Annotated in this window: 22 protein-coding genes, 2 tRNA genes and 1 pseudogene; 19 read left to right on the top strand and 6 right to left on the bottom strand. The window is 51.2% G+C overall.

The annotated features are described in order from the left end of the window. Window positions 1–771: 771 nt before the first annotated feature. The 3 genes from umoC to X965_RS09890 form a co-directional block, all read right to left on the bottom strand. Complete coding sequence (gene umoC / locus X965_RS09900) at window positions 772–1,191, bottom strand: lysozyme inhibitor LprI family protein (protein WP_004237036.1); 420 nt, start codon at window positions 1,189–1,191, stop codon at window positions 772–774. A 69-nt stretch (window positions 1,192–1,260) separates the two neighbouring features. Next, on the bottom strand, window positions 1,261–3,138 hold the full coding sequence (locus X965_RS09895) for a glycoside hydrolase family 3 protein (protein ID WP_036417918.1): 1,878 nt from the start codon (window positions 3,136–3,138) through the stop codon (window positions 1,261–1,263). 538 nt (window positions 3,139–3,676) lie between these two features. After that, window positions 3,677–4,120 (bottom strand): PACE efflux transporter, encoded by a 444-nt coding sequence (locus X965_RS09890; protein ID WP_004242064.1) that lies wholly within the window; start codon window positions 4,118–4,120, stop codon window positions 3,677–3,679. A gap of 107 nt (window positions 4,121–4,227) precedes the next feature. Here X965_RS09890 and X965_RS09885 point away from each other — a divergent pair, with 107 nt between their 5' ends. From X965_RS09885 to X965_RS09860, 7 genes and pseudogenes are all read left to right on the top strand, one after another. After that, on the top strand, window positions 4,228–5,124 hold the full coding sequence (locus tag X965_RS09885) for a LysR family transcriptional regulator (protein ID WP_036417916.1): 897 nt from the start codon (window positions 4,228–4,230) through the stop codon (window positions 5,122–5,124). Window positions 5,125–5,165: 41 nt separating this feature from the next. Further along, window positions 5,166–5,792 (top strand): ATP-binding cassette domain-containing protein, encoded by a 627-nt coding sequence (locus tag X965_RS09880; RefSeq protein WP_036417914.1) that lies wholly within the window; start codon window positions 5,166–5,168, stop codon window positions 5,790–5,792. 79 nt (window positions 5,793–5,871) lie between these two features. Next, window positions 5,872–7,452: an alpha/beta hydrolase-fold protein gene (locus X965_RS09875; RefSeq protein ID WP_051997332.1), complete on the top strand. Its 1,581-nt coding sequence runs from the start codon at window positions 5,872–5,874 to the stop codon at window positions 7,450–7,452. Between the two features lie 81 nt (window positions 7,453–7,533). Further along, the gene (gene phoA / locus X965_RS09870; protein WP_015422431.1) at window positions 7,534–8,970 is read left to right on the top strand and encodes an alkaline phosphatase; all 1,437 of its coding nucleotides are present in this window, start codon (window positions 7,534–7,536) and stop codon (window positions 8,968–8,970) included. A 343-nt stretch (window positions 8,971–9,313) separates the two neighbouring features. Continuing rightward, complete coding sequence (locus tag X965_RS09865; RefSeq protein WP_004237049.1) at window positions 9,314–10,969, top strand: Na/Pi cotransporter family protein; 1,656 nt, start codon at window positions 9,314–9,316, stop codon at window positions 10,967–10,969. 9 nt (window positions 10,970–10,978) lie between these two features. Beyond that, window positions 10,979–11,092: pseudogene (locus X965_RS18975) on the top strand (GNAT family N-acetyltransferase); the annotation flags it as partial. 179 nt (window positions 11,093–11,271) lie between these two features. After that, a complete protein-coding gene (locus X965_RS09860) occupies window positions 11,272–11,532 on the top strand; it encodes a DUF1435 family protein (protein WP_004237051.1) in 261 nt (86 codons plus the stop codon). Window positions 11,533–11,568: 36 nt separating this feature from the next. Here the strand turns inward: X965_RS09860 and X965_RS09855 are convergent. From X965_RS09855 to rsmC, 3 genes are all read right to left on the bottom strand, one after another. After that, window positions 11,569–11,655: transfer RNA gene (locus X965_RS09855), tRNA-Leu, on the bottom strand. 48 nt (window positions 11,656–11,703) lie between these two features. Then, window positions 11,704–11,790, bottom strand: a tRNA-Leu gene (locus X965_RS09850). Window positions 11,791–11,892: 102 nt separating this feature from the next. After that, entirely contained in the window at window positions 11,893–12,906 is a 1,014-nt protein-coding gene (gene rsmC, locus X965_RS09845; RefSeq protein ID WP_036417912.1) for a 16S rRNA (guanine(1207)-N(2))-methyltransferase RsmC, read from the bottom strand. A gap of 91 nt (window positions 12,907–12,997) precedes the next feature. On the opposite strand from rsmC, the gene X965_RS09840 reads away from it, so the two are divergent. The 12 genes from X965_RS09840 to deoD all read left to right on the top strand — a co-directional run bounded on the left by X965_RS09840 (window position 12,998) and on the right by deoD (window position 25,633). After that, window positions 12,998–13,408, top strand: a complete 411-nt coding sequence (locus X965_RS09840; protein ID WP_032099229.1) for a DNA polymerase III subunit psi — start codon at window positions 12,998–13,000, stop codon at window positions 13,406–13,408. Then, window positions 13,377–13,832, top strand: coding sequence for a ribosomal protein S18-alanine N-acetyltransferase (rimI, locus tag X965_RS09835; RefSeq protein WP_004237054.1), 456 nt, complete (start codon window positions 13,377–13,379; stop codon window positions 13,830–13,832). Before X965_RS09840 ends, rimI begins: the two co-directional genes overlap by 32 nt. A gap of 111 nt (window positions 13,833–13,943) precedes the next feature. Next, window positions 13,944–15,176: a flagellin lysine-N-methylase gene (fliB, locus tag X965_RS09830; RefSeq protein ID WP_004237056.1), complete on the top strand. Its 1,233-nt coding sequence runs from the start codon at window positions 13,944–13,946 to the stop codon at window positions 15,174–15,176. 124 nt (window positions 15,177–15,300) lie between these two features. Beyond that, entirely contained in the window at window positions 15,301–16,890 is a 1,590-nt protein-coding gene (gene prfC, locus X965_RS09825) for a peptide chain release factor 3 (RefSeq protein ID WP_004237057.1), read from the top strand. A 100-nt stretch (window positions 16,891–16,990) separates the two neighbouring features. Continuing rightward, entirely contained in the window at window positions 16,991–17,395 is a 405-nt protein-coding gene (locus X965_RS09820) for a BON domain-containing protein (RefSeq protein ID WP_004242077.1), read from the top strand. A gap of 33 nt (window positions 17,396–17,428) precedes the next feature. Continuing rightward, window positions 17,429–18,493 carry a patatin family protein gene (locus tag X965_RS09815; RefSeq protein WP_004237059.1) on the top strand — a complete coding sequence of 355 codons (1,065 nt, stop codon included), beginning with the start codon at window positions 17,429–17,431 and terminating at the stop codon, window positions 18,491–18,493. 4 nt (window positions 18,494–18,497) lie between these two features. After that, entirely contained in the window at window positions 18,498–19,292 is a 795-nt protein-coding gene (locus tag X965_RS09810; protein ID WP_004237060.1) for a metal-dependent hydrolase, read from the top strand. Between the two features lie 360 nt (window positions 19,293–19,652). After that, window positions 19,653–20,918: a NupC/NupG family nucleoside CNT transporter gene (locus X965_RS09805; protein ID WP_004237061.1), complete on the top strand. Its 1,266-nt coding sequence runs from the start codon at window positions 19,653–19,655 to the stop codon at window positions 20,916–20,918. Between the two features lie 446 nt (window positions 20,919–21,364). After that, the gene (gene deoC / locus X965_RS09800; RefSeq protein ID WP_004237062.1) at window positions 21,365–22,144 is read left to right on the top strand and encodes a deoxyribose-phosphate aldolase; all 780 of its coding nucleotides are present in this window, start codon (window positions 21,365–21,367) and stop codon (window positions 22,142–22,144) included. A gap of 92 nt (window positions 22,145–22,236) precedes the next feature. Beyond that, the gene (gene deoA, locus X965_RS09795) at window positions 22,237–23,559 is read left to right on the top strand and encodes a thymidine phosphorylase (protein WP_036417933.1); all 1,323 of its coding nucleotides are present in this window, start codon (window positions 22,237–22,239) and stop codon (window positions 23,557–23,559) included. Window positions 23,560–23,621: 62 nt separating this feature from the next. Further along, window positions 23,622–24,845 (top strand): phosphopentomutase, encoded by a 1,224-nt coding sequence (deoB, locus tag X965_RS09790; protein WP_024475052.1) that lies wholly within the window; start codon window positions 23,622–23,624, stop codon window positions 24,843–24,845. 68 nt (window positions 24,846–24,913) lie between these two features. Beyond that, on the top strand, window positions 24,914–25,633 hold the full coding sequence (deoD, locus tag X965_RS09785) for a purine-nucleoside phosphorylase (protein WP_004237065.1): 720 nt from the start codon (window positions 24,914–24,916) through the stop codon (window positions 25,631–25,633). Window positions 25,634–25,789: the final 156 nt, after the last annotated feature.

Raw genomic sequence — 25,789 nt, 5'->3', positions numbered from 1 at the left:
CGAAAAGAAAAATTATTCTGAATCCACTTCTCTCCGGATATCCTTTTATTAAAAAAGTCACCACGTGCCAGATACCAGACTCCCCGAACAATTCCCGGTAACCGGGAAATTCAGAACGCACTATCTTGTGGGCAAACTCTGCCGGGAGTCCTGGGTTCATGCAGCAGCTACAAATACCGGAAAAGCTGGCCTGATAAGCCGGATGGCTGGCGGGTTATATTACGCCGTCAGATACAGGAACTTCATGATATTAGTCATCGAAAGAAGTTTCAGTATTGGATAGCAGACTCATGAAAGCGCCCGGGCTGATGAACTGTCCGCAGCCTGCTCATCGATATGGTTTCCCGGCGAACAGGCCGGGCAGACCAGAGTGGTATTTATAAAGACATCTTTGCCATCCCTTTATCCCTCTGAATACAAAAAATCAGATAATTAATCGCCTTCCCGGAATCTGACTGTGACCAGAAAAATAATTCCGTTTGTATTTTATCTGTCATCATGATGATATTTTCATCATCATCCTGATAATCAGGTTAATAATGGTAGTCTGCAGATAATATAGATACTTATCTTAGTTGTTTCAGGAAAAGACAGAGGGTACGGCTACACAAGAGTAATAAATATTGCCGGGGATGACATCTGCAGGATAGGCTGTGTGAAATCAGTGAAAAAAAACAGCAGATAATGAATTGACCGGGATGCTCTGTGGTGGAAATGCATTGGCCGGTATTTCTGTGCCGGAATAGCGTTATCTGCTGTTTTTTCTGTGAATTAATTTTCCTGTAACTGTTTTATCCGCCAATTTGTCAGGTCAATCTGGCAGGCTTTCATGATATCGCCGGCACCACTACCACCGAGAGTTGCATCATAGCGATACCGGCACTCAGCATCGCGGAAAGTGATAAAGGCGGAGTGTGACAAATTCAGTGACTGAATGGCTTTTTCACTTCCGGCTGAATGGAGTGATGCAATTTCCTGTTTTTGCTGTGCCAGAATCGTATTCAGCCGGGTATTTGCGGCATTCAGTTTTGCACCCAGGCAGCCTGCAATTTTTGTCCGTGGTGAATCCCCGACAGACTGATAGCATTGTTCCAGCGGACTTAATCCTTTCTCTTCCGCCATCGTTACAGCGGGAAAGCTGATGCTCAGACCGACGATACCCAGTATTACAGCAGTGCGGGATAAATTCATGCTTATTCCTTATTTCAATCCTGTTCGTTACTGTCCGGCTGACAGATGAAGATTCCGGCAGATGTATTTCTAATCCTGCTTATCATAGGTTTCCCCTGTGCCATAAGGGTATAAAATAATACCACTTTCCGGGTCTTTAATGTCTGCGGGTAACCGTCCGGCGGGATAATTAAGCGGGCGGGCGTTTTTACCGGAGAATAACGTCCGCAAGCCGCTCCGGATATTCGTTTCCAGTGCATTACGCTGACCATTTGTAATATCAAATCCGGTAATACCATAGATAGCAATATTGGCTTTTACATTACTCAGACTCGCAATATCGTATGGATCCCGTGAAGATATCACGACTAAGGGAATGCCTGCATCATTAGCGGAGTTGATGATAAATTGTGCATTTGTATCACGTTCCCGCAGGTTGTAAGTGACCAGTAAAATAATATCCTGCCCGCTGATCATGGTGCTGATTTTCTTTTCAGAGAGCGTTTTCTTATCTGTTTTTATTTTTTGTGCAGTGACATGAATACGGGTTTCCGTTTCCCGTGCAATATCATTCAGATGCTTTTTAATTAACTGATTACGGGGATATTCATCGGAGATTACCAGAATTTTATTTTCCGGTTTCAGTTGGTAAGGCAGGATACCGTCATTTGTTATTATGGTAACGGCCTGTTCAGATACCTTATTTTCCTGATTTTTATGCTGTACTGAGGCGACAATTTGCTGTGCTTTCACCGGATCCGCAGGTGCTCCGCTGATGGCTTTATTCAGCTTCATCAGAACCACCCGTTTTGCGGATTCATCAATACGTTGCTGCAGTTCCGGGTTTTTCTGTGCCTGTTCATCCAGATAGCGATATAAATTATCAAGGCGCTTAACTGCTTCTTCATCCCACATTTTTACCGGCATCAGGATAATATCGGCGCCTGCAGACAGGGCGTGCTCAACGGCAAAATTGAGATCAAAGTTATCAGTGATGGCTTTCATATCCATGGCATCCGTAATTATCAGCCCCTGAAAATGAAGTTCTTTGCGTAATATGCCGGTCAGGATAGGTTTTGATAATGTGGCTGGTGTACCTGCTTCTGAACCGTCACGGGTTTTTATTTTTGTGTCATCCAGTGCCGGAACAATAATATGTGCAGTCATAACCGCATCTGCACCATGTTGCAGCGCATAAATAAATGGCGGTAATTCTGTTTGCCGCCAGGTTTTTTCATCTGATGTGGCAACCGGAAGGGCGACATGTGAATCTGCAGAGACATTGCCGTGTCCGGGGAAATGTTTCAGAGCAGTGATAAGTCCGTATTGATGAATACCACGGATATAGGCGGCTGACAGGATTTCTGTCAGCTCTTTTCTGTCAGAATACGCCCGTACACCAATAACCGGGTTATTTTGATTATTATTGATATCCACAACCGGGCCAAAATTCATATTAAATCCCAGTGCAGATAACTCACTGCCATGAATTTCACCGGTTAGTCTTGCTGAATCCGGGTCACGTGTAGCTCCGAGAGCCATATTTCCGGGCATTTCTGTACCAACCCGCAGCCGGGTTATATAACCACCTTCCTGATCAGTGCTGATAAATAACGGAAGACGGTAACGGGAAGACTGAATATCATTGATCAGTTTTACTGTCTGGGGGGTGTTAATTAAATTTTCCCTGAATAATACAATGCCACCTAACCGGTAACGATAGATAATATCTTTGATATCGTTATTTATATTGATCACGGGAACAGGAACCGGACTCCGGAATATATCCCAATAGCGAAAATCAAGCATCATCAGCTGACCAATTTTTTCTGTCTGACTCATGGATGCAACAATGTTTTCTGCTGCCCTTTCCGGTTCTTTTTTCAGTGCATCGATATCTGAAGGAGTCAGTGGTGCTGCGATAATTTGAAAACTGAATAATATAAATAACAGCAATACCTTTTTCATAATGACATCCTTTTCATGATGTTTTCAGCTGTTTATTGTGGCCGGTTATTTTTATTTTCTGAGCTATCAGATTGCTGATAGTTCTTTTCATCCTGATAGCTCCATCCGGCGAATTTTTACTCTGATTTCTGTTTGTCAGCAGGATATAACGGTCAGATAAGGAAATCAAAAAATGATGCAAAAAACAGCACTGCAAATGTCATCTGCGGCGTACTTTTAGTGAATTCAATGACAGCGTCAGCGGCGATAACCTATTAGCATGAAAAGGATGTTACTGACCTGACTGTGACTGATAACCGGGCCGGTATTAAGCCGGGCGCAGGTGATGACGGGAAGCAAATTCCCGGTCAGGGCGGGATGTTGTTGATCCTGATGAAACTGTTGAGTGAATTGAAATTAATAAAGGTAATGCTGAATTTAAACTAACAGGAAATAGAGGTATGACTGGTTTGGGGATTAAATATTAGTTTTTAAATTTTGTTTTTATCAGGTAAAAAGCCATGCCGTTTCACCGGTATGGCTATTTTTAATATTATTATTAATGTGTGGCTGTCTCTTTCCGGGGCAATGCGGAAGCCGGAACTCCGAATAGTTTGTCAAACGCCCAGTTAAAGAAAAATGTGTAGATCGGGATAAAAATAATCAGGGCAAAATCCAGCAGGAAAGCCTGTATTAAACTGACCGATAACCACCATGCAATCAGCGGAATAAGGAAAACCACCAGTGTCAGCTGAAACAGAACGGCGTGTACGAATCTGCGGCGGAATGTCCGGATACGGGAAATCTGGCGGGATTCCCAGAATTCAAACAATGTATTAAAGATAAAATTCCAGCTGACGGCGATGGTGGTAATTGCCAGCGCCAGCGGCCCGGTTACACCGGCTGAATTACCGGAGAGTATGGCCAGCGCAACTGATGAAATGACCCAGCCGATGAGCTCGTAAGCGGTGATAAAGACCAGTTTTCGTTTTAAACCCTGCATATTGATATCCTGCTGCTGTTTACTGTGAAGAATGCAGGGAAAGTAAATCAATAGAGATGATAATAAAAGTCAGCTACTATCAGATTTTCTGACAGGCCGGAGGGTATATGCCGTTTAACAGTGATAACTTGCAGCTTTTTCTGACGGTGCTGGAGAAAGGATCATTTTCAGCCGCCGCAAGAGCGCTGTACCGCGTGCCGTCAGCGGTCAGTATGGCGGTCAGTAATCTGGAAGCTGAACTGGGTTTTGCACTGTTTGAACGTTCAGGCAGGGCACCGGTACCGACAGAAAGAGCCCTGGCGCTGGCACCGTATGCCAGAGAGATAACGGATAAAATTCATCAGTTGAATGTGTTTACCCGTGAACTGACGCAGGACGTGGAGAGCACACTGGCGGTGGGGGTTGCAACCTGTGTGAATCCGCAGGATCTGTTTTCTGCACTGCAGATACTGAATCAGCGTTATCCGCTGCTGAAAACGGAAATTTTATCCGGGTCACAGGATGACATTCTGCCATTGCTGCATCAGGGGCGGATCCAGCTGGCACTGGTTTTCGGCGGGCTGTATGTGGATCCGCGCGGGCAGTTTCACTGTATCGGTCATGAAGCCCTGGTGGCCACCATTTCAGCCACGCATCCTTCTTTATCACAACAACAATCTGTTTATATTGAGGATTTGGTACAGGCAAAACAAATCGTTATTGCCAGTCTTCACCATTCTCTCACTGATGTGCGTTCACAGATGGCGACGAAAACCTGGCAGACTGATAATTTTTCGGTGGCGCTGGGACTGGTTAAAGCGGGTATCGGCTGGGGGAATCTGCCGGAATCCATGATCCGGGCGGAAGTGGCGTCCGGAACACTGAAAGTCCTGTCATTCCGCAATACCCGCAACGGTCTGGTTCTGCCGGTGCATATTGTCAGCCGGAAAGGGGATGTGCTTAAACGTGGTGCTCAGGAGTGCATCGGGCTGCTGACGGAAAGCCGTGTGTCTGCGGGAAATTAGTTGTTATGATAACGGGATAAATCAGCAGAGAGGAAAAGCGTATGTTTGAAATCCGCGATTTACAGGTTATCCAGGGCGGAAAAACATTGTGGGACGGCCTTTCTTTCCGGCTGAATGCCGGTGAGCGTCTGGGGATCTCCGCACCCAGCGGGTTCGGGAAAACAACGCTGGGGCGGGTCCTGGCACAGTGGCAGCAACCGCATGCCGGGGAACTGCTGCTCGACGGCAAACCGCTACCGAAAGCCGGCTATTGTCCGGTACAGCTGGTACCGCAGCATCCTGAGAAGTGTTTTAATCCGTACCGTACGACCGGTGCCGGGTTATATGATGCCTGGAAACCGGATGCGGAATGGCTGGAAAAGCTCAGCATTGAGCCTCACTGGCTGGAACGTCGTCCGGATGAGTTGTCCGGCGGGGAACTGGCGAGAATCGCACTGCTGCGGGCGTTAGATCCGCGTACCCGTTTCCTGATCGCCGATGAGGTGACCGCGCAACTGGATGCACATATTCAGGCACAGATCTGGCAGGTGCTGATTGAAGAATCAGAGAAACGGCCGCTCGGGCTGGTGGTATTCAGTCACAATAAGGCGTTGCTGGAAAAGGTCTGCACATCGGTATGGATTGCCGGGGAGCCGGAAGAGGGCCTGCTGTCTGATGTGGCAGTTTGACTTTTCCGTCCGGTGGCATAAAAATACGAAGCTGATAAATAATAATGATAATTATTACTGATTTTGAAGGATCAGCGACGTGAAAAAAACTCTGCTTTGCTGCGCGGCATTTTCTGCATTTTCCGCGCAGGCCTCTTCTTCCTGTCAGTCACTTTCCGTTCCGGATGAAAAACAGACGATGACGATTACCGGCACATTTGATCACAACGGACAGGCCTGTGTGCAGTTGCCGTTGTCAGAAAAACAGGTAGTGATTGCGGAAAGTGAGAATATCCGTGATTTGTCACTCTATGACAGTCAGATGACACCCCGCCGGACGCTGCTTACCGACAATCCTGTCACAGAAATGCAATCTGTGACATTCACATTACCGTTTGATGACACCTGGACACTGACCTCACAGGGTGTACCGGGCTCTAAATGGAAGTTGGCGCTTACTAACTACCCGTATCAGCCGGTAGCTGAAAACATCTCCCTGCCGGTGGACAGTGTGCGCCTGCAACAGCTGATAACGCTGGTTAACGGGGGCGATACCTCGGCTTTCTGGCAGGCGGTGACAGAAACCCCGTTGGTTGAGGAGTATGACGAGCACCACAAGCGGATCACGTTTCTCTGGCGTGGTGCAAAAGTGAATGCTTACATACTTGGCGCACCTTCCGGACAGCATGATCCGATGGCCAGATTGAATGATACCGATATCTGGTATCGCTCCTACATTGTTCCCGCAGAGACTGTCAGTCAGTATAAAATTGCCCCGGATATTCCGCAGCTTGACAGTTCCGTTGAAGGTGCCCGCCGTAAAGCGCTGCTGAGCACGGCACAGGCGGATCCGCGTAACCCGCTGAGTGCGGGTGCCGACGAGGCAGATGAATTTAATCGCCATGCCATTATTGCGTTAGATAACAACAGAGTGTGTGATTTCCGGGCGCCCGGACAACAACCGGTTTTTGGTACGGTGACGCTGCATCAGCTGCACAGCGATATTCTGAATAATCAGCGGGAAATTGCGGTGTATACCCCGCCGGAGCCGGGTGCGAAGCCCTGGTTGCTGGTGTTGTTTGACGGGCAGATATACCGCAAAAACTATCATATCGTCACATTTATTGATCAGTGGGTGAAGCGCGGGGAAATCCCGCTGCTGTATGTGGTGATGGTGGACAGTATCAGCAGTGAGCAGCGCGGCAAAGAGTTGCCGCCGAATGAGCAATTCCCGCAGTTTCTGGATAAAGAGCTGATGCCGTGGCTGGCACAGCAGGGTATTAATATCCCGGCGGGGCGGACCATTGTTTCCGGTAGTAGTTACGGCGGCCTTGCGTCTTCCTGGAATGCGATGAAATTACCCCACCGTTTCGGTAATGTGCTGAGTATGTCCGGCTCTTACTGGTGGTCACCGGAGGGAGAGCCGCAGGAATGGCTGATTCGCGAGTTTGCAGGTACTCACAAACTTCCGCTGCGGTTTTTTCTTGAGGCCGGTGTGTTTGAAACCCGTGCCGGTGCCGGCGGGATTTTGCATAACAACCGGGCGCTGTATCAGGTTTTACAGGAAAAAGGTTACGAGGTTACCCGTGAGGAGCGCCCGGGTGGGCATGACTATGTCTCATGGTGCGAAACCCTGCATTCCGGGCTGATGCATCTGACTGACACAAAGAGGTCACAATAGTGTCACGCTGATGTCATAAGAGCGGATTAGGCTGTCCTGCGTTGATAACTGACTATTTTATTAATGACAAGGATTCTGCTCATGCTTCATGCGACGATGAAAACACGGGTTGCAGCTGCCGTTCTGGCACTGCTGACTGGCTCTGCATTACCGGCAGTTGCAGCGGGGAATGCAGATGCCATTCTGGCACAGGATCGCGCCGCCAAAGGCAATATCACGGAGTTCGGCGGTGCCCGCCGTCTGTCATCCGATCAGACTGAGGCGCTGAAAGCGGCTATCGGTCAGACCAAAGCAAAAAATGTGATTCTGTTTATCGGCGACGGTATGGGGGATTCCGAAATTACCGTGGCGCGTAACTATGCAGAAGGCGCGGGTGGCGTGTTTAAAGGGATTGATTCTCTGCCGCTGACCGGCCAGTACACCACGTATGCGCTCGATAAGAAAACACAGAAACCGAATTATGTTACTGATTCTGCTGCCTCTGCGACTGCCTGGGCTTCCGGGGTGAAAACCTATAATGGCGCGCTGGGCATTGATGTTACCGGCAAACCGCACACCACCATTCTCGAGCTGGCAAAGAAAAACGGCAAAGCGACCGGGAATGTCACCACATCTGAAATTCAGGATGCCACACCCGCTGCACTGATCTCACATATCAGCCAGCGTAAATGCTACGGCCCGGAAGAAACCGCAGAGCGCTGCAGTGCAGATGCGCTGGAAAACGGCGGATTGGGCTCCATCAGTGAGCAACTGCTGAATGCCCGTGCGGATGTCACGCTTGGCGGCGGTGCGAAGAGTTTCCGCCAGACAGCCAAAGCCGGGGACTATGCAGGTAAAACCCTGGAAGAGCAGGCAGCGGCACGCGGTTATCTGGTTGTGAAAGATGCCAAATCGCTGGCGGATGTGAAAGCGGCAAATCAGGATAAACCGGTGCTCGGATTATTCAGTGACGGCAATATGGAAGTGGCGTGGGAAGGTCCGAAAGCCTCCTACCGCGGTAATCTCGACAAACCTGTTGTGGAGTGTAAGCCAAGTTCAAAACTGGATCCGAATGCTCCGACACTGGCTCAGATGACTGAAAAAGCCATTGATCTGCTTAAAGATCATGAAAACGGCTTCTTCTTACAGGTGGAAAGCGCCTCTATCGATAAACAGGATCACGCGGCAAACGCCTGCGGCCAGATCGGCGAAACCGTTGCACTGGATGAAGCGGTACAAATCGGTATGGAATACGCGAAAAAACATGGTGATACGCTGGTGATTGTGACCGCTGATCATGCTCATTCCAGCCAGATTATTGAAGCGGATGTAGTCTCACCGGGTCTGACTCAGGCACTGCTGACCAAAGACGGCAGCGTGATGGCAGTTAACTACGGTAACTCGGAATCAGATTCGCAGGAGCATACCGGTGCCCAGCTGCGTGTGGCGGCATACGGTCCGGGGGCGGCGAATGTGGTGGGTCTGACGGATCAGACAGATTTGTTCTTCACCATGCGGGACGCGATGGAGCTGAAGTAATCTGCGGTACCTGATATTCACACTGTTCTGAAGTGCTTTTCTTCATGTTGATTGCATCATTTTGCTGATTTCAGCAGTGGCTGCCGCCGGTACTCTGTGCCGGCGGTTTTTTATTATTTTTTGTAACATGATGATTTTTGAAATATATTTACCATAAGGTATACTTATCCGATGTCCCGGCTCCGGGACAGATATCCTGTATTCCGTAAGACTGTGTGTTTTATGCGATTTTTTATTCTGATGGCGGCGGTGTTTATTACCATTATCACATTGTGACACAGTGCCTGTGTGATATACCGTTGATCTGATCGTTTTAACGGGACCTTATGCTGACGAAAACACTATGCTGACATTACTCCATCTTCTTTCATCGGTTGCGCTGCTGGTCTGGGGGACACACATTGTCCGGACAGGGATTATGCGTGTCTTCGGCGCAGATCTGCGGCGGCTGCTCGGAAAGAGCATCCGGAAAACATCACGGGCGTTTCTCGCCGGTCTGGGGGTGACTGCGCTGGTGCAGAGCAGTAATGCCACCGCATTGCTGGTGATTTCGTTTGTGGCGCAGGGCATGATAGCGCTGCCGCCCGCACTGGTTATTATGCTGGGGGCGGATGTCGGGACGGCGCTGATGGCACGGGTGCTGACGTTTGATCTCTCCTGGCTCTCACCTCTGCTGATCCTGGCGGGGGTTACTACGTTTCTCAGTCAGAAAAAGAGCCGGACCGGGCAACTGGGGAGGGTCGGTATCGGGCTGGGTCTGATTATCCTGGCGCTTCAGCTGATTGTGGCTTCCGCAGAACCGATCACACAGGCGTCCGCTGTTCAGGCTATTTTCACCTCACTGAGCGGGGATGCGGTGCTGGCGCTACTGGTGGGCGCACTGTTCGCCATGGTCAGCTACTCCAGCCTGGCGGCGGTGCTGCTGACGGCTACACTGAGTGCCACCGGCCTGGTGCCGCTGCATATCAGTCTGGCGATCGTCATCGGCTCTAACCTCGGCAGCGGCTTCCTGGCCATGCTGAGTAGCCGCGGTCAGAATGCGGTTGCGCGTCAGGTGGTGCTCGGCAGTATGCTGTTCAAACTGATTGGCTGTGTGCTGGTGCTGCCGTGGGTGAAACCGCTGGCGCTCTGGGTCGGCCAGTACAATCTGCCGGCGGCGGAAGTCGTTATTTATTTCCATGTGGTCTATAACCTGGTCCGCTGTGTGCTGATGCTGGCACTGGTGAAGCCGATGGCACGGCTGTGTCAGCGTCTTATCGCCGAACCGGAGGCGGAAGAGGACAGCGCAGCGCCCCGTTATCTGGATCAGAGTGCGCTGGATACTCCTTCTCTTGCGCTGGCTAATGCGGTACGGGAAACCCTGCGGCTGGGGGATGTGATTGAGCAGATGCTTCAGCGTTTTGACAGTCAGCTGGCGGGTAAAGGTGAGCAGAAACGGCTGATCAGCCACCTGGAAGAAGAAGCAGAGATGCTGCACAGCAGTATCAAACTCTATCTGGCGCAGTTACAGCAAACCGAACTGGGGGAAAGTGATTCCCGGCGCTGGGCGGAGGTGATTGATACCGCGATGTCACTTCAGCAGTCCTCCCTGATTATCGGGCGGATGTCCCACGATGTGGCGAATCAGACGGCGGATCCGCAGCGTGTTTTCTCGAAAGACGGCTACAGTGAACTGACCACCATGATGTCACGGCTGCAGAATAACCTGAATCTGGCGATGTCGGTATTTGTTTCCGGGGATGTGGATAATGCACGGCGGCTGCGCCGGGCAAAACACCGGTTCCGTCTGCTGAATCAGCGTTACTCTTTTGCTCATGTGGAGCGGCTGCATGTCAATAATCTGCAGAGCATCGGCAGCAGCCGGTTACATATCGGGCTGCTGGGGGATATGAAGCGTCTGAACTCTCTGTTTTGCTCTGTGGCCTATCATGTGTTAGAAGGTGTCGCAGATATAAAAACAGAGACAACAAATGATGACACTTCTCACGAGACAGCTTGAACGACAGGAAATACCGTGCATTTTTATCAGCATCTGGGATGTGAACTGATCGCAAAGCCGGATCCGGCGCTGTTTGCCCTGGAACCGGAAGACATTCATTTTGTGTCTCTTTTCCGGAACTGATCATTTAACACATTAATATCTGTTCAATTTATAGACGCATTAATTATAGGTGTATGATTTTCAGGTATATAATCATGCGCCTTTTTTGCATTTTATGCGAAAAAGCGGTTGCAACAGGCGGCAGATTATTTATGATAACAGTAATGATTCTCATTTCGTTATTGTAAGGAGTGGCTGTGATGCAAATCAAACACCCGCTTTCATCGTTTTTCTGGCAGCAGTTAACCGGGGTCGGTGGCATGATGCTGGCGCTGATACCGGTCGTGTTGTTTTTATCACAGGGGCATGAACAGGATGCTGCCCGTATTGCATTAGCAGTGGTGATTCTGCTGACAATGCCGATGCTGTATAACCGCGTATTGCGTCATTTCCTGCTGATTCCGGCAGGGATTGCATTCGTTTTGGGAAGTCTGCTCTGGTTCGAGCATCTGAGGATGTGATATCCGGGAAGTGATGTCAGAAGATTGTCATAACAGTGGTGCGAAGGGGGGGACTTGAACCCCCACGTCCGTAAGAACACTAACACCTGAAGCTAGCGCGTCTACCAATTCCGCCACCCTCGCAGGTACTGTCATTCAATCTGCTGTCAGTTGTGTGTGATAAGATCTGATTGGTGCGAAGGGGGGGACTTGAACCCCCACGTCCGTAAGGACACTAACACCTGAAGCTAGCGCGTCTACCAATTCCGCCACCCTCGCAATTCAGAACTATCTTGTAACTGATAGCATGGAGGCGGATTTTAGCGGTTTTATCCGCGCCGTCAATATTTTTTTATCAAAATTGGTGACTTCGCTTACTTATTAGGCATTTGTAGCCAGGTAGACCTTAAATTTACCGGTTTGCGCCAGAACCTTATGCTGACCAAATGTGCTGTCCAGCAGATCGGGATACGGTAAAAAGGCGTTGGCCACGATGCACAGTTTTCCGCCGCGGTTCAGACGGGCTTTGGCACCGGAAATAAGGCGCTGTGCGGCACTGTAGCTGGTGTTCAGACCGTCATGGAACGGCGGGTTGGCAACAATCCAGTCATAGCGGTCACTGATATCCGAATACACATCACTGGCGATTACACGGCCTTCCAGCTGGTTGCGTGCCAGAGTTTCTCGTCCGGCTTCAAGGGCGGCCGCTGAGACATCACTGAGCGTCAGGGTCAGCCCCGGGTTACGTTTTGCCAGTACGGTCGCGATAACACCACTGCCGCAGGCAATATCCAGCAGAGAGCCGGTCACCGCCTGGTTCAGTGATTCCAGCAGCAGTGCGCTGCCGACATCAATATTGTCCTGGCTGAATACACCCGGCAGCGTCACGATTTGCGTCCCTTCAGCGGTATAACTGCCGATCCACTCTTTCAGGGCAAAGTGTGCCGGCGTGGTCAGTTCGCCGTAATAAAGGCCGCAGCGGCGTGCGCTGTCAATTTTACGGAGTGCTGTGAATGGCTCTGTCATTTTTTCCGCGCTGCGGACACCACTGCGGTTTTCACCGACAATAAAAATATTACTGCCGACCGGCAGGCAGGAAAAAATCTGTGTCAGCTGGAACAGCGCTTCCTGTTTACTCTTCGGCCAGAAATAGATCAGTGTGTCGCATTGTGCGGCGGCTTCCGGGCTGACGGTCAGCGCAAATGCGGCGCGATCACCCAGCGGGACACGCAGGACCTGCCACTGATGATACTGGCTGGTGCTGACATACACTGACTGCGCGGAAAGCTGTGCAGCGAGGGGATCCTGAATGTCCCCGGCAAGCAGGACACGGCTCCCGGTAAATTCGTCTGCATGACGTAAAATCACTTCACTGGCCGGGGTAAGCATGGACATCCGTTAACTCCTGTAAATCATAATTCGGCAGCATTGGCGCGGGCAGCGCGCTTTGCTAAGATAGTGTCGTTTGTTATTTCAGGGATACATTATGACGCGACGAGACAGAATGCTGGCTCAGATGGGGATCACCCAATGGACGCTGCGTCAGCCGCAGCGCCTGAAAGGGGAACTGTCTGTACAGATCCCGGCTTCGGCACGTCTGCTGATCATAACCGATGAGCAGGCAGATCTCACCTGTGATTTACTCAGCGATATATTCCGCAGCCTGAATATCACGGCGGATGATGTTTACTGCATCACACCGGATAATGTACAGAGTATCCCGGCGCAGACAAACTGCCTGTGCTGGCTGCCGGGAACGGAAGCTGAACTGCCGGATTCACTGCCTTCATTACACTCTCCCCGTCTTGCCGACCTGTATCAGGACGCGCAGGCAAAACGCGGATTATGGACACAAATTTATCATTATGATCAGACTGTCACCGCTGCTTCCCGCTGATTTTTCCGCCGCATTCCGTATTGAACAGGCCGCTCACGCTTATCCCTGGAGTGAAGCCACATTCCGCAGCAATCACGGCGAACGTTACCATAACCTGAAACTGGAAGCAGACGGGGAACTGGCCGGATTCGCCATCAACCAGACGGTACTGGATGAAGCGACCCTGTTTAATATTGCGGTTTCACCTGAGCATCAGGGAAAAGGTTATGGCCGTCAGTTACTGGAAAAAGTGATTGAAGACCTGACAGCAAAAGGGATTGCGACACTCTGGCTGGAAGTCCGGGCATCAAACAGCCCGGCGATTGCGCTGTATGAATCGCTTGGTTTTAATGAGGTCACTGTGCGGAAGAACTATTATCCGGCGGCACAGGGTAAAGAGGATGCAGTGATTATGGCGCTTTACCTGAGTTTCGGAATGTCATAGCGCGAAATGTAATAGAGCGATAAGTCAGATAAAACGGCGGTTTTTTATCCCTTTCGGCAATTTTCTGCGTGTTACTGTGATGGTATACATTTATCACAGGCGCGCCTTGTCATGTTTATCCATAAAATTATCACACCGATGTTTATCCGGCGCTTTGAATGCGTCGGTTCTGAATGCCTGTCGCACTGCTGCCAGGACTGGTTTATCAGTATTGATAAGAAAACCTATAAAAAATATCACAGTGCGGACAGCATTGAAATTAAACAGATTTCTCAGGAACATGTTCTTAAATCGGAGCGTGCCGGTACATATGCGTATATCCGGCTGACAGAAGAAAAACAGTGTCCGTTTCTGACAGAAAAGCGGCTGTGTGGTGTTTACAGTAAGCTCGGGCCTTCGGCAATGAGTGATACCTGCCGTGAATATCCGCGCAGTGAAATAAAATATCAGAATGCGACGTTCAAACGTTTGTCACTTTCCTGCCCGGAGGTTGTTCGTCAGTTGCTGTTTTCCGCCGATGCCATGCAGTTAACAGAAGAAGAGCAGTATCTGAAAAAAGTACCGCAGGATGCGGCGCTGACTGATCCGCAATACCTGATGTACCTCTGGTGTCTGAATCTGGTGCAGGTACCGTCACCGGAGTTTGAGGATAACCTCTATGCCGTTATGCAGCTGCTGACGTTTATCAGTAAGCTCAATTATGACATTGAAGCGAATTTTGATCGTATTCAGGGCGTGTATGAATTTCTGCTCAATGCAACGGAAAACGGAGAACTGACGGCAGAGCGCAGAGCACTGCCGCACCCGGTCAGTTTTCAGACCGCAGTATTAAGTGTTTACGGTAAATTTATTCCCAGGTTATCCCGCAGTGGTACTTTTTTATTCTCCACTTATATCAATACGCTGAAGCAACTCGGAATGGATGAGCAACAGACCGCAGTACGCACGGAAGAAAACATGGCGCGTCTGCGGTCAGAATGGAAAGTACAGCAGCAGAACAGTTGTCTGAATCAACCATACACACTGCGTAATCTGTTTTCCTATCTGCTGTATCACAGCCAGTTTCCGCATGCGGCTAATTTCGCCGGTGGTGTTACCGGTTCCCGCAATGCCTTGTCTCACTTCAGTCTGCTGGTCATGGATTATTTCTATTTGCGGACCAATCTGACGGCGCTGGCGGTAACGGAAGAACGGGTACTGAAAGAGAGTGATGTTCAGCTTTTGCTGGGCGCCTATTTCTCACTGAAAATGCATGTGGGTGATATTAATGCAGATTTACTGGCACTGATGGAACGTTGTCAGATGAGCGATGCAATCGCCTGTATCTGCCTGCTGGATAACTGACGGAGCCGGATTTTCAAGCTTTTGTTGTTTCACGGGGCAAACCGGGCGAAAATAAGCACCATTAATGAGAAATCAGAGGCGGAAACCGTGTGTTTCTGCCTCGCAGCCCCAGAAGAACGCCCAGATGTCAAATAATGCATTTTTACAGGAAGTGGCCAAACGCCGCACCTTTGCGATCATTTCGCACCCCGATGCCGGTAAAACCACCATTACCGAAAAAGTCCTGCTGTTCGGACAGGCTATCCAGAAAGCCGGTACTGTCAAAGGCCGCGGCTCTAATCAGCACGCCAAATCTGACTGGATGGAGATGGAAAAACAGCGCGGGATCTCAATCACCACATCCGTGATGCAATTCCCGTATCACGATGCCCTGGTGAACCTGCTGGACACCCCGGGACACGAAGACTTCTCCGAAGATACCTACCGCACCCTGACGGCGGTGGACTGCTGCCTGATGGTGATCGATGCGGCAAAAGGGGTTGAGGATCGTACCCGTAAGCTGATGGAAGTTACCCGTCTGCGTGATACGCCGATCCTGACCTTTATGAACAAACTTGACCGCGATATCCGTGACCCGATGGAGTTACTGGATGAAGTGGAAAACGAGCTGAAGATTGCCTGTTCGCCAATCACCTGGCCTATCGGCTGCGGTAAGCTGTTCAAAGGGGTTTATCACCTGTACCGCGATGAAACTTATCTGTATCAGACCGGCCAGGGGCATACCATTCAGGAAGTCCGTACCGTAAAAGGGCTGAATAACCCGGATCTGGATGCAGCTGTCGGCGAAGAGCTGGCAAAACAGCTGCGTGATGAGCTGGAACTGGTACAGGGTGCATCCCATGAATTTGATGAGGAGCTGTTCCTCGCCGGTGAACTGACACCGGTCTTCTTCGGTACCGCGCTGGGGAACTTCGGGGTGGATCATATGCTGGACGGCCTGGTTTCCTGGGCACCGGCACCGATGCCGCGTCAGACGGATGTCCGTGAAGTGACTGCAAAAGAAGATAAATTCACCGGGTTTGTCTTTAAAATTCAGGCGAATATGGATCCTAAACATCGTGACCGCGTGGCGTTCCTGCGCATTGTCTCCGGTGTGTATGAAAAAGGCATGAAACTGCATCAGGTGCGTCTCAAAAAAGACGTGGTGATTTCTGATGCGCTGACCTTTATGGCCGGCGACCGTGCGCATGTGGATTGCGCCTATCCCGGTGATATTATCGGTCTGCATAACCACGGCACCATTCAGATTGGTGATACCTTCACTCAGGGTGAGATTCTGAAATTCACCGGTATCCCGAACTTTGCACCGGAACTGTTCCGCCGTATCCGTCTGCGTGATCCGCTGAAACAGAAACAATTGCTGAAAGGACTGGTTCAGCTGTCCGAAGAGGGCGCGGTGCAGGTCTTCCGTCCGCTGGCCAACAACGACCTGATTGTCGGGGCGGTGGGTGTGCTTCAGTTTGATGTGGTGGTTGCCCGTCTGAAAAGCGAGTACAACGTCGAAGCTATTTATGAGGCGGTTAACGTCTCCACCGCCCGCTGGGTGGAGTGTGACGATGTGAAGAAACTGGAAGAGTTCAAACGTAAAAACGAACTGCATCTGGCACTTGACGGCGGCGATAACCTCTCTTATATCGCACCGACTATGGTGAACCTGAACCTCACCGCAGAACGTTATCCGGATGTGAGTTTCCACAAAACCCGCGAACACTGACAGAATGAGAACGCGCCTCCGGCGCGTTTTTTTTATGGCGGAGTTAAGATACACTGACAGACAGATGATGTTCATCATGAAAATGAAGAAGGATACGATAATGCGCAATACCATGAAATCACTGGCCGTCCTGCTGGTCAGCGGCGCGCTGTTCAGCGCATCCGCCATGGCGGGGGAATCTCTGAGTCAGAAAGCCGGCCAGGCGTGGGACAGTGCTTCTCAGTCTGCGGAAGATTTGGGTAAGCAGGCGGAGCAAAAATTTGACGGCGCGGTAAAAGATGCCTCACTGCTGGTGGATGACAGCACGATCACCGCCAAAATCCGTGGTCAGCTGCTGAGTGCGGATGATATTGACAGCAATGATATCGCCGTGAAAACCATTAACGGTACTGTGTATCTCTCCGGATTTGTTACCACAGATGCGCAGCGTACAAAAATCATCGATATTGCCAAAGGCGTTCCCGGTGTCCGTGCCGTGGAAGTCAGTATCGGGCAGTATAAATAACCGGCAGGTAATCTGCGCCGGGGGAAGAGCAGGATGGGAACGTATATCCCGGTAACGCCCGGGAAAATCGCACCGCTGGCCTGGTTGCCTGATCCGCTTCAGGCGACCGGTAAACTGGCGCTGGTCTGTGAAGGCGGCGGCCAGCGCGGGATTTTTACGGCCGGTGTGCTGGATGAGTTTCTCAAAGCCGGGTTTAACCCGTTTGATTTGCTGATAGGCACCTCTGCCGGTGCGCAGAACCTGTCTGCGTATCTGTGCGGTCAGCGCGGCTACGCCCGTCATGTCATTACCCGCTACACCACCGACAAACAATTCTTTAATCCGCTGCGTTTTATCCGCGGCGGCAATCTTATCGATCTCGACTGGCTTATTTCTTCAACCTCTGCGGAATGTCCGCTGAATATTGCGCATGCACTGCGGCGCTTTGATCAGGGGCAGGAATTTTATATGTGTGCCAGCAGGGCGGATAATCTGGATGCCGCGTATTTCAGCCCGCAGGCCGAAGACTGGCTGGAATATATCAAAGCCTCCAGCGCTATCCCCGGATTCTACCGTGAAGGGGTGGAAATTGACGGCATCACATATCACGACGGCGGCATCAGTGATGCGGTGCCGGTTATTGAGGCATGGCGGCGGGGCGCGACCCGGATTGTGGTGATCCGGACTGTGCCGTCACAGCTCTATTACACCCCGGAATGGGTGAAAAGGATGGAACGCTGGCTGGAAAAAAGCCATCTGAAACGGATGGTTGCCATGATGAAACAGCATGCCAAAAGCTATTACCGGACACAAAAATTTATTCAGTCACCGCCGCCCGGGGTTGAAATTGCTGAAATTTATCCGAATGCACCGCTGGCAAGCAATGCGCTCGGCAGCCGGGTTAAAACGCTGATGCAGGATTACCGGCTGGGCCGCCGCAGCGGACGTTATTTTCTGGCAACACTCGGTGAGCGCTGGGCGTCATATGAGCCGGTACGAAGTTCCGTACTGAGGGTTCCGCCCGCATCCAACGACAACGACTCACAACTGCCGGTCACGGACGGTACAGCGGCGGTATTACATTCACCGGAACGCTCACCGGAAAAGCCGGCGGACTGAATAAATGCAATTTATTGATACCCACTGCCATTTCGATTTCCCGTTTTTTACGGATGATCTTACCCGCCATAAAGCCGCAGCGGCACAGGCCGGGCTGACCGATATTATTATCCCGGCGGTCAGCAATCGGAACCTCAGCACGGTGGCCGGGCTGTGCCGGTCATCCGGCGATGCATTTCCCCGCCTGCACGCGGCATTTGGTCTGCATCCGCTTTATATTGCCGAACACACCCCTGAACATCTGGAACAGCTTGAGTCGTTTATCACCGCAAGCGGGACAGAATGCGTGGCGGTGGGGGAAATCGGGTTGGATCGCTATATGGCGGAGCCGCAGTGGGATAAGCAGCTGGATTTTTTTATTGCTCAACTGAAACTGGCCGCACGGACAGATAAACCGGTTATTCTGCACTCCCGCAAAACCCATGACACGCTCGCTGCTGTTCTGCGCCGTCACCCGGTGCCCCGCCGTGGTGTGATTCACGGATTTTCAGGAAGTTTTGCCCAGGCGGATGCCTTTGTGAAGCTGGGTTATTACATCGGGGTCGGCGGGACGATTACTTACGACCGGGCTCAGAAGACCCGGCGGGCAATCGCGCAGCTCCCGCTCTCTGCGTTACTGCTGGAAACGGATGCCCCGGATATGCCGCTCAGCGGTTTTCAGGGTGAACCGAACCGGCCGGAGCGGATTGTCCGTACATTTGAAGTGCTCTGTTCACTGCGCAGTGAGTCTCCGGAAGAGATTGCTGCTCAGATTTATCGCAACAGCTGTACACTTTTTTCGCTGCAATCATCTGATTAAGATTCCTGAATCGATTTTCCCGCGATTTTGTCCTGTTAAAGCCTGCATTTTGTGTGCCAAATCACCTGAAATCACTTACAATTGTAAGCAGATGTTATTTCATGTTCGTCATCTGGTTAAATACCCGCCAATTCCCGGCTTTGCGGGAGACTTTTCAGGGTAAAATAGTTGAATAATGTGATTATCATCATATTTTTGTATTTTTTGTTACTTTTTTCAGTCGTTATTTGTGACGCAAGTTGATTGTTGGCCGGACTGACCGGGTATAATCAGCGCCACAGGGTCCTGCTCAGAGCTGCATGCGGAGCAGGACTATTAATCTACATTATCGTGAACAGGGATACTTCCATGCAACTCCTTATGAGTCTGGTCGGGATGGCAGCGCTGATCTTTATCGCAGTGCTGTTTTCAAGTGATCGCCGGGCAATCAAACTGCGGACTGTTGTCGGTGCCTTCATTATTCAGGTACTGATCGGTGCGCTGGTTCTCTATGTCCCGGTGGGACGTAAAATCCTCCTGGCAATGTCTGACGGTGTCGCCAGTGTTATCGGCTATGGCCAGAAAGGGATGGACTTTATTTTCGGCGGCCTGGTATCCGACAAAATGTTCGAGGTATTCGGCGGTGGCGGTTTCGTCTTTGCCCTGCGTGTTCTGCCGGTTATCGTTTTCTTCTCCTCGCTGATTGCCGTTCTGTATTACCTCGGCATTATGCAGCTTGTGATTAAAATCCTCGGCGGCGGTTTACAGAAGCTGCTGGGCACCTCCCGTACCGAATCCCTGTCCGCGACAGCCAACATCTTTGTCGGACAAACTGAAGCCCCGCTGGTGGTGCGTCCGTATATCTCCGGGATGACCAACTCTGAACTGTTTGCGGTGATGTGTGGTGGTCTGGCATCCGTGGCCGGTTCAGTTCTCGCCGGGTATGCGCAGATGGGGGTACCGCTGGAGTACCTGATCGCGGCATCCTTTATGGCGGCACCGGGCGGCCTGCTGTTTGCGAAACTGATGGTGCCTGAAACCGAACACTTTGATGACCGTACCGAAGCAATGGCCGGTATGGCGGAAGAAGAGCGCCCTGCCAACATCATTGATGCGGCGGCAAGCGGTGCATCTTCCGGTATGCAGCTGGCACTGAACGTGGGTGCGATGCTGCTGGCGTTTATCGCGCTGATCGCCTTAATCAACGGTATCCTGGGCGGCGTCGGTGGCTGGTTTGACTATCCGCAGCTGTCACTGGAACTGATCCTCGGCTGGGTCTTCTCGCCAATCGCCTTCCTGATTGGTGTGCCGTGGAGTGAAGCTATGACCGCCGGTTCGTTCATCGGACAAAAAATTGTGGTCAACGAATTCGTTGCCTTCATGAACTTCGGTGAATACATGAAGCCGGATGCACAGGTGATTGCTGCCGGTTTACAACCGCTGTCTGATCACACCAAAGCGATTATCTCCTTTGCACTGTGCGGTTTTGCCAACCTCTCTTCTGTTGCTATCCTGCTGGGTGGCCTGGGCGGTATGGCACCTAACCGCCGTAAAGACGTGGCACGTCTGGGTATGAAAGCTGTGATGGCCGGTACTCTCTCCAACCTGATGAGTGCAACCATCGCCGGTTTCTTCCTGGCACTGTAATGCTCTTCCTGCACAGGTGAACCCGGTTCACCTGTGCACTTCACTGATTCAGTGTACTTGTCTTTCTGTCTCTCCCTGTTTATCCCTTTCCTGCGCTATACTATGCCGTGAATATGTGCTGCCATTTTGTGCATATCAGGCCATTAACGTGATTTTTATCACATAATCATATGTATTGATGTAAATGCTGTTATATAAACGTGATGAAAGGCACGTATTATAGCGCCAGGACATGCTCAAATACGGCATGGATACCATGTAACGGATTCGGTGATTCTGTTTATCAGTCACCTGTATTACAGCGCGGTGAGAAGGATCTCAGCGTTAGCTCTTATCTCAAGAGAGACAACGTCTTCACGGAACCAAGTCCCGCTCGCCAACACATTTTGCATCGTTCAGATATTGCGTCTGCCCGGCAACGGCGCAGACATACGTTGGAGAGTTTTATGACCGATTTAACCGCCGCAGCGCAGCGCGCGCTGTCCTTAATGGATTTAACCACCCTGAATGATGATGATACTGACGCGAAAGTCACTGCGCTGTGTCATCAGGCGAAAAGCCCGGCCGGCCAGACTGCGGCCATCTGCATTTACCCGCGTTTTATCCCGCTGGCCCGTAAAGTTCTGCGTGAGCAGGGTACGCCGGAAGTGCGTATCGCGACTGTCACCAACTTCCCGCACGGTAATGATGACATTGAGATTGCACTGGCTGAAACCAATGCTGCGATTGCTTACGGCGCAGATGATGTGGATGTGGTGTTCCCGTACCGCGCACTGATGGCCGGTAATACCCAGGTTGGTTTTGATATGGTGAAAGCCTGCAAAGAAGTCTGTGCGAAACACAATGTGCTGCTGAAAGTGATTATCGAAAGCGGTGAGCTGAAAGATCCTGCGTTAATTCGTCAGGCATCTGAAATCTCCATCAAAGCCGGTGCTGACTTTATTAAAACCTCCACCGGTAAAGTGCCGGTCAACGCCACGCCGGAAACTGCGGAAATCATGATGACTGTGATCCGTGATATGGGCGTCGGTAAAACCGTTGGTTTCAAACCGGCCGGTGGTGTCCGCACTGCGGAAGAAGCCGCGCAGTATCTGGCGATGGCTGACCGTATCATGGGCGAAGGCTGGGCTGACTCCCGTCACTTCCGCTTTGGCGCATCCAGCCTGTTAGCCAGCCTGCTCAATGCACTGGGCTACGCAGACGCCAAATCTGACAGTAAGTATTAATCACGCTTTCCGGGCCGCTTTTGCCGCCCGGCTTTCTGATTAACCCGGTATCTGTGGTACCGGGACGGATCCGGTATTTTAAGGAGTTCACTGTGTTTCTGGCTCAGGAAATCATTCGCAAAAAACGGGACGGACACCCGCTCTCTGATGAGGAAATCCGTTTCTTTATTAACGGCGTGCGTGATAACTCAGTCTCTGAGGGACAAATTGCCGCGCTGGCGATGACTATCTATTTTCATGATATGAACCCGCAGGAGCGCGTCTCGCTGACACTGGCGATGCGGGATTCCGGCTCGGTGCTGGACTGGAAAAACCTTGATTTACCGGGCCCCGTTGTGGATAAACACTCCACCGGCGGCGTGGGGGATGTGACCTCCCTGATGCTCGGGCCGATGGTGGCTGCCTGCGGCGGCTATATCCCGATGATCTCCGGCCGCGGCCTGGGACATACCGGCGGCACGCTCGACAAACTGGAAGCGATTCCGGGCTTTGATATTTTCCCGGATGATGAAACCTTCCGCCGTATCATCAAAGAGACCGGTGTGGCGATTATCGGCCAGACCAACTCACTGGCACCGGCGGACAAGCGTTTCTATGCGACCCGCGATATTACGGCAACCGTGGATTCCATTCCGCTGATCACCGCCTCTATCCTCGGCAAAAAACTGGCCGAAGGACTGGATGCACTGGTGATGGATGTGAAAGTCGGTTCCGGGGCATTTATGCCAACCTATGAATTATCAGAGCAGCTGGCGCAGGCGATCGTACAGGTTGCCAACGGCGCGGGCTGCCGGACCACTGCACTGATGACCGACATGAACCAGGTGCTGGCATCCAGCGCCGGTAATGCGGTGGAAGTGCGTGAAGCGGTGCGTTTCCTGACCGGTGAGTACCGCAATCCGCGCCTGTATGAAGTCACTATGGCGCTGTGCAAAGAGATGCTGGTTTCCGGCGGGCTGGCGGCTGACCGCACAGAGGCGGAAGCAAAATTACAGCAGGTGCTGGATAATGGCAAAGCGGCGGAAATCTTCGGCCGGATGGTTGCCGCGCAGCGCGGACCGGCTGATTTTATCGAACGCTATTCGCACTATCTGCCATCGGCAGTGCTCAGTAAACCGGTCTATGCTGAGACAGAAGGGATTGTGACCGCCATGGATACCCGCGCACTGGGTATGGCGGTTGTTTCGCTGGGCGGCGGACGCCGTAAGGCCAGCGACCCGATTGACTACAGTGTCGGGTTAAGTGATATCGCGCCGATCAACAGTGTTGCTGACGGACAGATGCCGCTGGCGATGATCCACGCCAATAATGAAGATGCGTGGAATGAAGCTGCTCAGGCCGTGCGCCGGGCAGTCACACTCAGTGAGAGCCCGGTTACAGATACCCCGCTGATTTACCGCCGGATCAGCGAATAAGAACAATTTTGTTATTCACGCGGAGCCCTGCATCCTGACGTGATCTGACACAGGAGAGAAGTATGAAACGTACATTTATTATGGTGCTGGATTCATTCGGTATCGGCGCAGCACATGATGCCGCTGATTTCGGCGACACCGGCGCTGACACGTTAGGTCATATCGCACAGGCCTGTGCCCGCGGTGAAGCAGATAAAGGCCGTAAAGGCCCGCTGCATCTGCCTAATCTGTCCCGTCTGGGGCTGGGTAAAGCAGCTGAGGAATCCACCGGACACTTCCCGGAAGGTCTGGATAAGAATGCGGAAATTATCGGCGCATACGGCTATGCCGGGGAATTATCTTCCGGTAAAGATACCCCGTCCGGCCACTGGGAAATTGCCGGGGTGCCGGTTCTGTTTGACTGGGGCTATTTCAGCGATCATGAAAACAGCTTCCCGCAGGAATTACTGGATATCCTCGTTAAACGCGCCAATCTGCCGGGATACCTCGGCAACTGCCACTCATCCGGTACTGTGATTCTGGATCAGCTCGGCGAAGAGCATATGAAAACCGGCAAACCGATTTTCTATACCTCTGCGGATTCCGTTTTCCAGATTGCCTGTCACGAAGAAACGTATGGCCTGGAAAAACTGTATGAGCTGTGCGAAATTGCCCGCGAAGAACTGACCAAAGGCGGTTACAACATCGGCCGTGTGATTGCGCGTCCGTTTACCGGTGAAAAAGCCGGTTCATTTGAACGTACCGGTAACCGTCACGACTACGCGGTCGAGCCGCCGTCAGCGACCATGCTGCAGAAGCTGGTGGAAGAGAAGCAGGGCGAAGTGGTATCTATCGGTAAAATCGCGGATATTTATGCCCATGTCGGTATCACCAAAAAAGTGAAAGCGACCGGTATTGATGCGCTGTTTGATGCATCACTGGAAGAGATGAAACTGGCGGGTGATAACACCATCGTGTTTACCAACTTCGTTGATTTCGATTCCTCGTACGGTCACCGCCGTGATGTGGCAGGTTATGCTGCTGCGCTGGAGCTGTTTGACCGCCGTCTGCCGGAAATGCTGAAGCTGGTGAAAGAGGACGATATTCTGATCCTGACCGCAGACCACGGTTGTGACCCGACCTGGCCGGGTACCGATCACACCCGCGAACATATCCCTGTGCTGGTGTACGGGCCGAAAGTCAAACCGGGCTCTCTGGGTTACCGTGAAACCTTCGCGGACATCGGGCAGACTGTTGCATCCTATTTTAATTTATCCCCGATGGATTACGGCAAAAACATGCTGTAATGTGTCTTTTTTTTCGGGCAGGCTTTCAGTCTGCCCTTTCCCTTTGGATTGACTGAAAGGATTTTTTTATGGCTACCCCTCACATTAATGCCGAACGCGGTGATTTTGCTGATGTTGTTCTGATGCCCGGCGACCCGCTGCGCGCGAAATACATTGCAGAAAATTTTCTGGAAGATATTAAACAAGTCAACAATGTGCGTGGCATGCTGGGTTTTACCGGAACCTATAAAGGCCGCCGTATCTCCGTGATGGGCCACGGTATGGGGATCCCGTCCTGCTCTATTTATGCCAAAGAGCTGATCACTGAATTTGACGTGAAAACCATTATCCGCGTCGGTTCCTGCGGGGCTATCAGCCGTGATGTCAAACTGCGTGATGTGGTTATCGGCATGGGCGCGAGCACGGATTCCAAAGTGAACCGTCTGCGTTTCAAGGATAACGATTTCGCGGCTATCGCGGACTTCGGGCTGGTACGTAATGCGGTTGAAGCGGCAGAAACCGCCGGGATCCCGGCGCGTGTCGGTAATATCTTCTCTACGGATTTATTCTATACACCGGATCCGCAAATGTTTGACGTGATGGAAAAATACGGCATTCTGGGCGTGGAAATGGAAGCTGCCGGTATTTATGGTGTGGCTGCTGAATTCGGTGCAAAAGCACTGACTATCTGCACCGTTTCTGACCATATCCGTACCGGTGAAAATTTACCGGCAGAAGAGCGCCAGACTACTTTTAATGAAATGATCACTATCGCGCTGGAATCTGTTTTACTGGGCGATAAGAAGTAATTTATTTCAGTCATTATAAAAACCGCTGCCGGTATTATTTCCCTGCAGCGGTTTTTTTATTTTTTACTGTTATCAGGTCTGGTATGAATTTCTGAAACACCATTTCCTATCGTAATTTTAAAACTAAAGTCACAGGTTTTATTGAGAATTTTAGCG

This window comes from Morganella sp. EGD-HP17 (assembly GCF_000512315.2).
In the GTDB taxonomy this organism is placed as follows: Bacteria; Pseudomonadota; Gammaproteobacteria; order Enterobacterales; family Enterobacteriaceae; genus Morganella; species Morganella morganii.
The sequence above is the reverse complement of the archived record's forward strand: the minus strand, read 5'-3'. Positions and strand labels throughout refer to the sequence as shown.

Bases quoted from the DNA above. Each gene is read 5' to 3' on its own strand.
- umoC (WP_004237036.1), bottom strand. From the start codon at position 1,191: ATGAATTTATCCCGCACTGCTGTAATACTGGGTATCGTCGGTCTGAGC.
- X965_RS09895 (WP_036417918.1), bottom strand. From the start codon at position 3,138: ATGAAAAAGGTATTGCTGTTATTTATATTATTCAGTTTTCAAATTATC.
- X965_RS09890 (WP_004242064.1), bottom strand. From the start codon at position 4,120: ATGCAGGGTTTAAAACGAAAACTGGTCTTTATCACCGCTTACGAGCTC.
- X965_RS09885 (WP_036417916.1), top strand. From the start codon at position 4,228: ATGCCGTTTAACAGTGATAACTTGCAGCTTTTTCTGACGGTGCTGGAG.
- X965_RS09880 (WP_036417914.1), top strand. From the start codon at position 5,166: ATGTTTGAAATCCGCGATTTACAGGTTATCCAGGGCGGAAAAACATTG.
- phoA (WP_015422431.1), top strand. From the start codon at position 7,534: ATGCTTCATGCGACGATGAAAACACGGGTTGCAGCTGCCGTTCTGGCA.
- X965_RS09865 (WP_004237049.1), top strand. From the start codon at position 9,314: ATGCTGACATTACTCCATCTTCTTTCATCGGTTGCGCTGCTGGTCTGG.
- X965_RS09860 (WP_004237051.1), top strand. From the start codon at position 11,272: ATGCAAATCAAACACCCGCTTTCATCGTTTTTCTGGCAGCAGTTAACC.
- rsmC (WP_036417912.1), bottom strand. From the start codon at position 12,906: ATGTCCATGCTTACCCCGGCCAGTGAAGTGATTTTACGTCATGCAGAC.
- X965_RS09840 (WP_032099229.1), top strand. From the start codon at position 12,998: ATGACGCGACGAGACAGAATGCTGGCTCAGATGGGGATCACCCAATGG.
- rimI (WP_004237054.1), top strand. From the start codon at position 13,377: ATGATCAGACTGTCACCGCTGCTTCCCGCTGATTTTTCCGCCGCATTC.
- fliB (WP_004237056.1), top strand. From the start codon at position 13,944: ATGTTTATCCATAAAATTATCACACCGATGTTTATCCGGCGCTTTGAA.
- prfC (WP_004237057.1), top strand. From the start codon at position 15,301: ATGTCAAATAATGCATTTTTACAGGAAGTGGCCAAACGCCGCACCTTT.
- X965_RS09820 (WP_004242077.1), top strand. From the start codon at position 16,991: ATGCGCAATACCATGAAATCACTGGCCGTCCTGCTGGTCAGCGGCGCG.
- X965_RS09815 (WP_004237059.1), top strand. From the start codon at position 17,429: ATGGGAACGTATATCCCGGTAACGCCCGGGAAAATCGCACCGCTGGCC.
- X965_RS09810 (WP_004237060.1), top strand. From the start codon at position 18,498: ATGCAATTTATTGATACCCACTGCCATTTCGATTTCCCGTTTTTTACG.
- X965_RS09805 (WP_004237061.1), top strand. From the start codon at position 19,653: ATGAGTCTGGTCGGGATGGCAGCGCTGATCTTTATCGCAGTGCTGTTT.
- deoC (WP_004237062.1), top strand. From the start codon at position 21,365: ATGACCGATTTAACCGCCGCAGCGCAGCGCGCGCTGTCCTTAATGGAT.
- deoB (WP_024475052.1), top strand. From the start codon at position 23,622: ATGAAACGTACATTTATTATGGTGCTGGATTCATTCGGTATCGGCGCA.
- deoD (WP_004237065.1), top strand. From the start codon at position 24,914: ATGGCTACCCCTCACATTAATGCCGAACGCGGTGATTTTGCTGATGTT.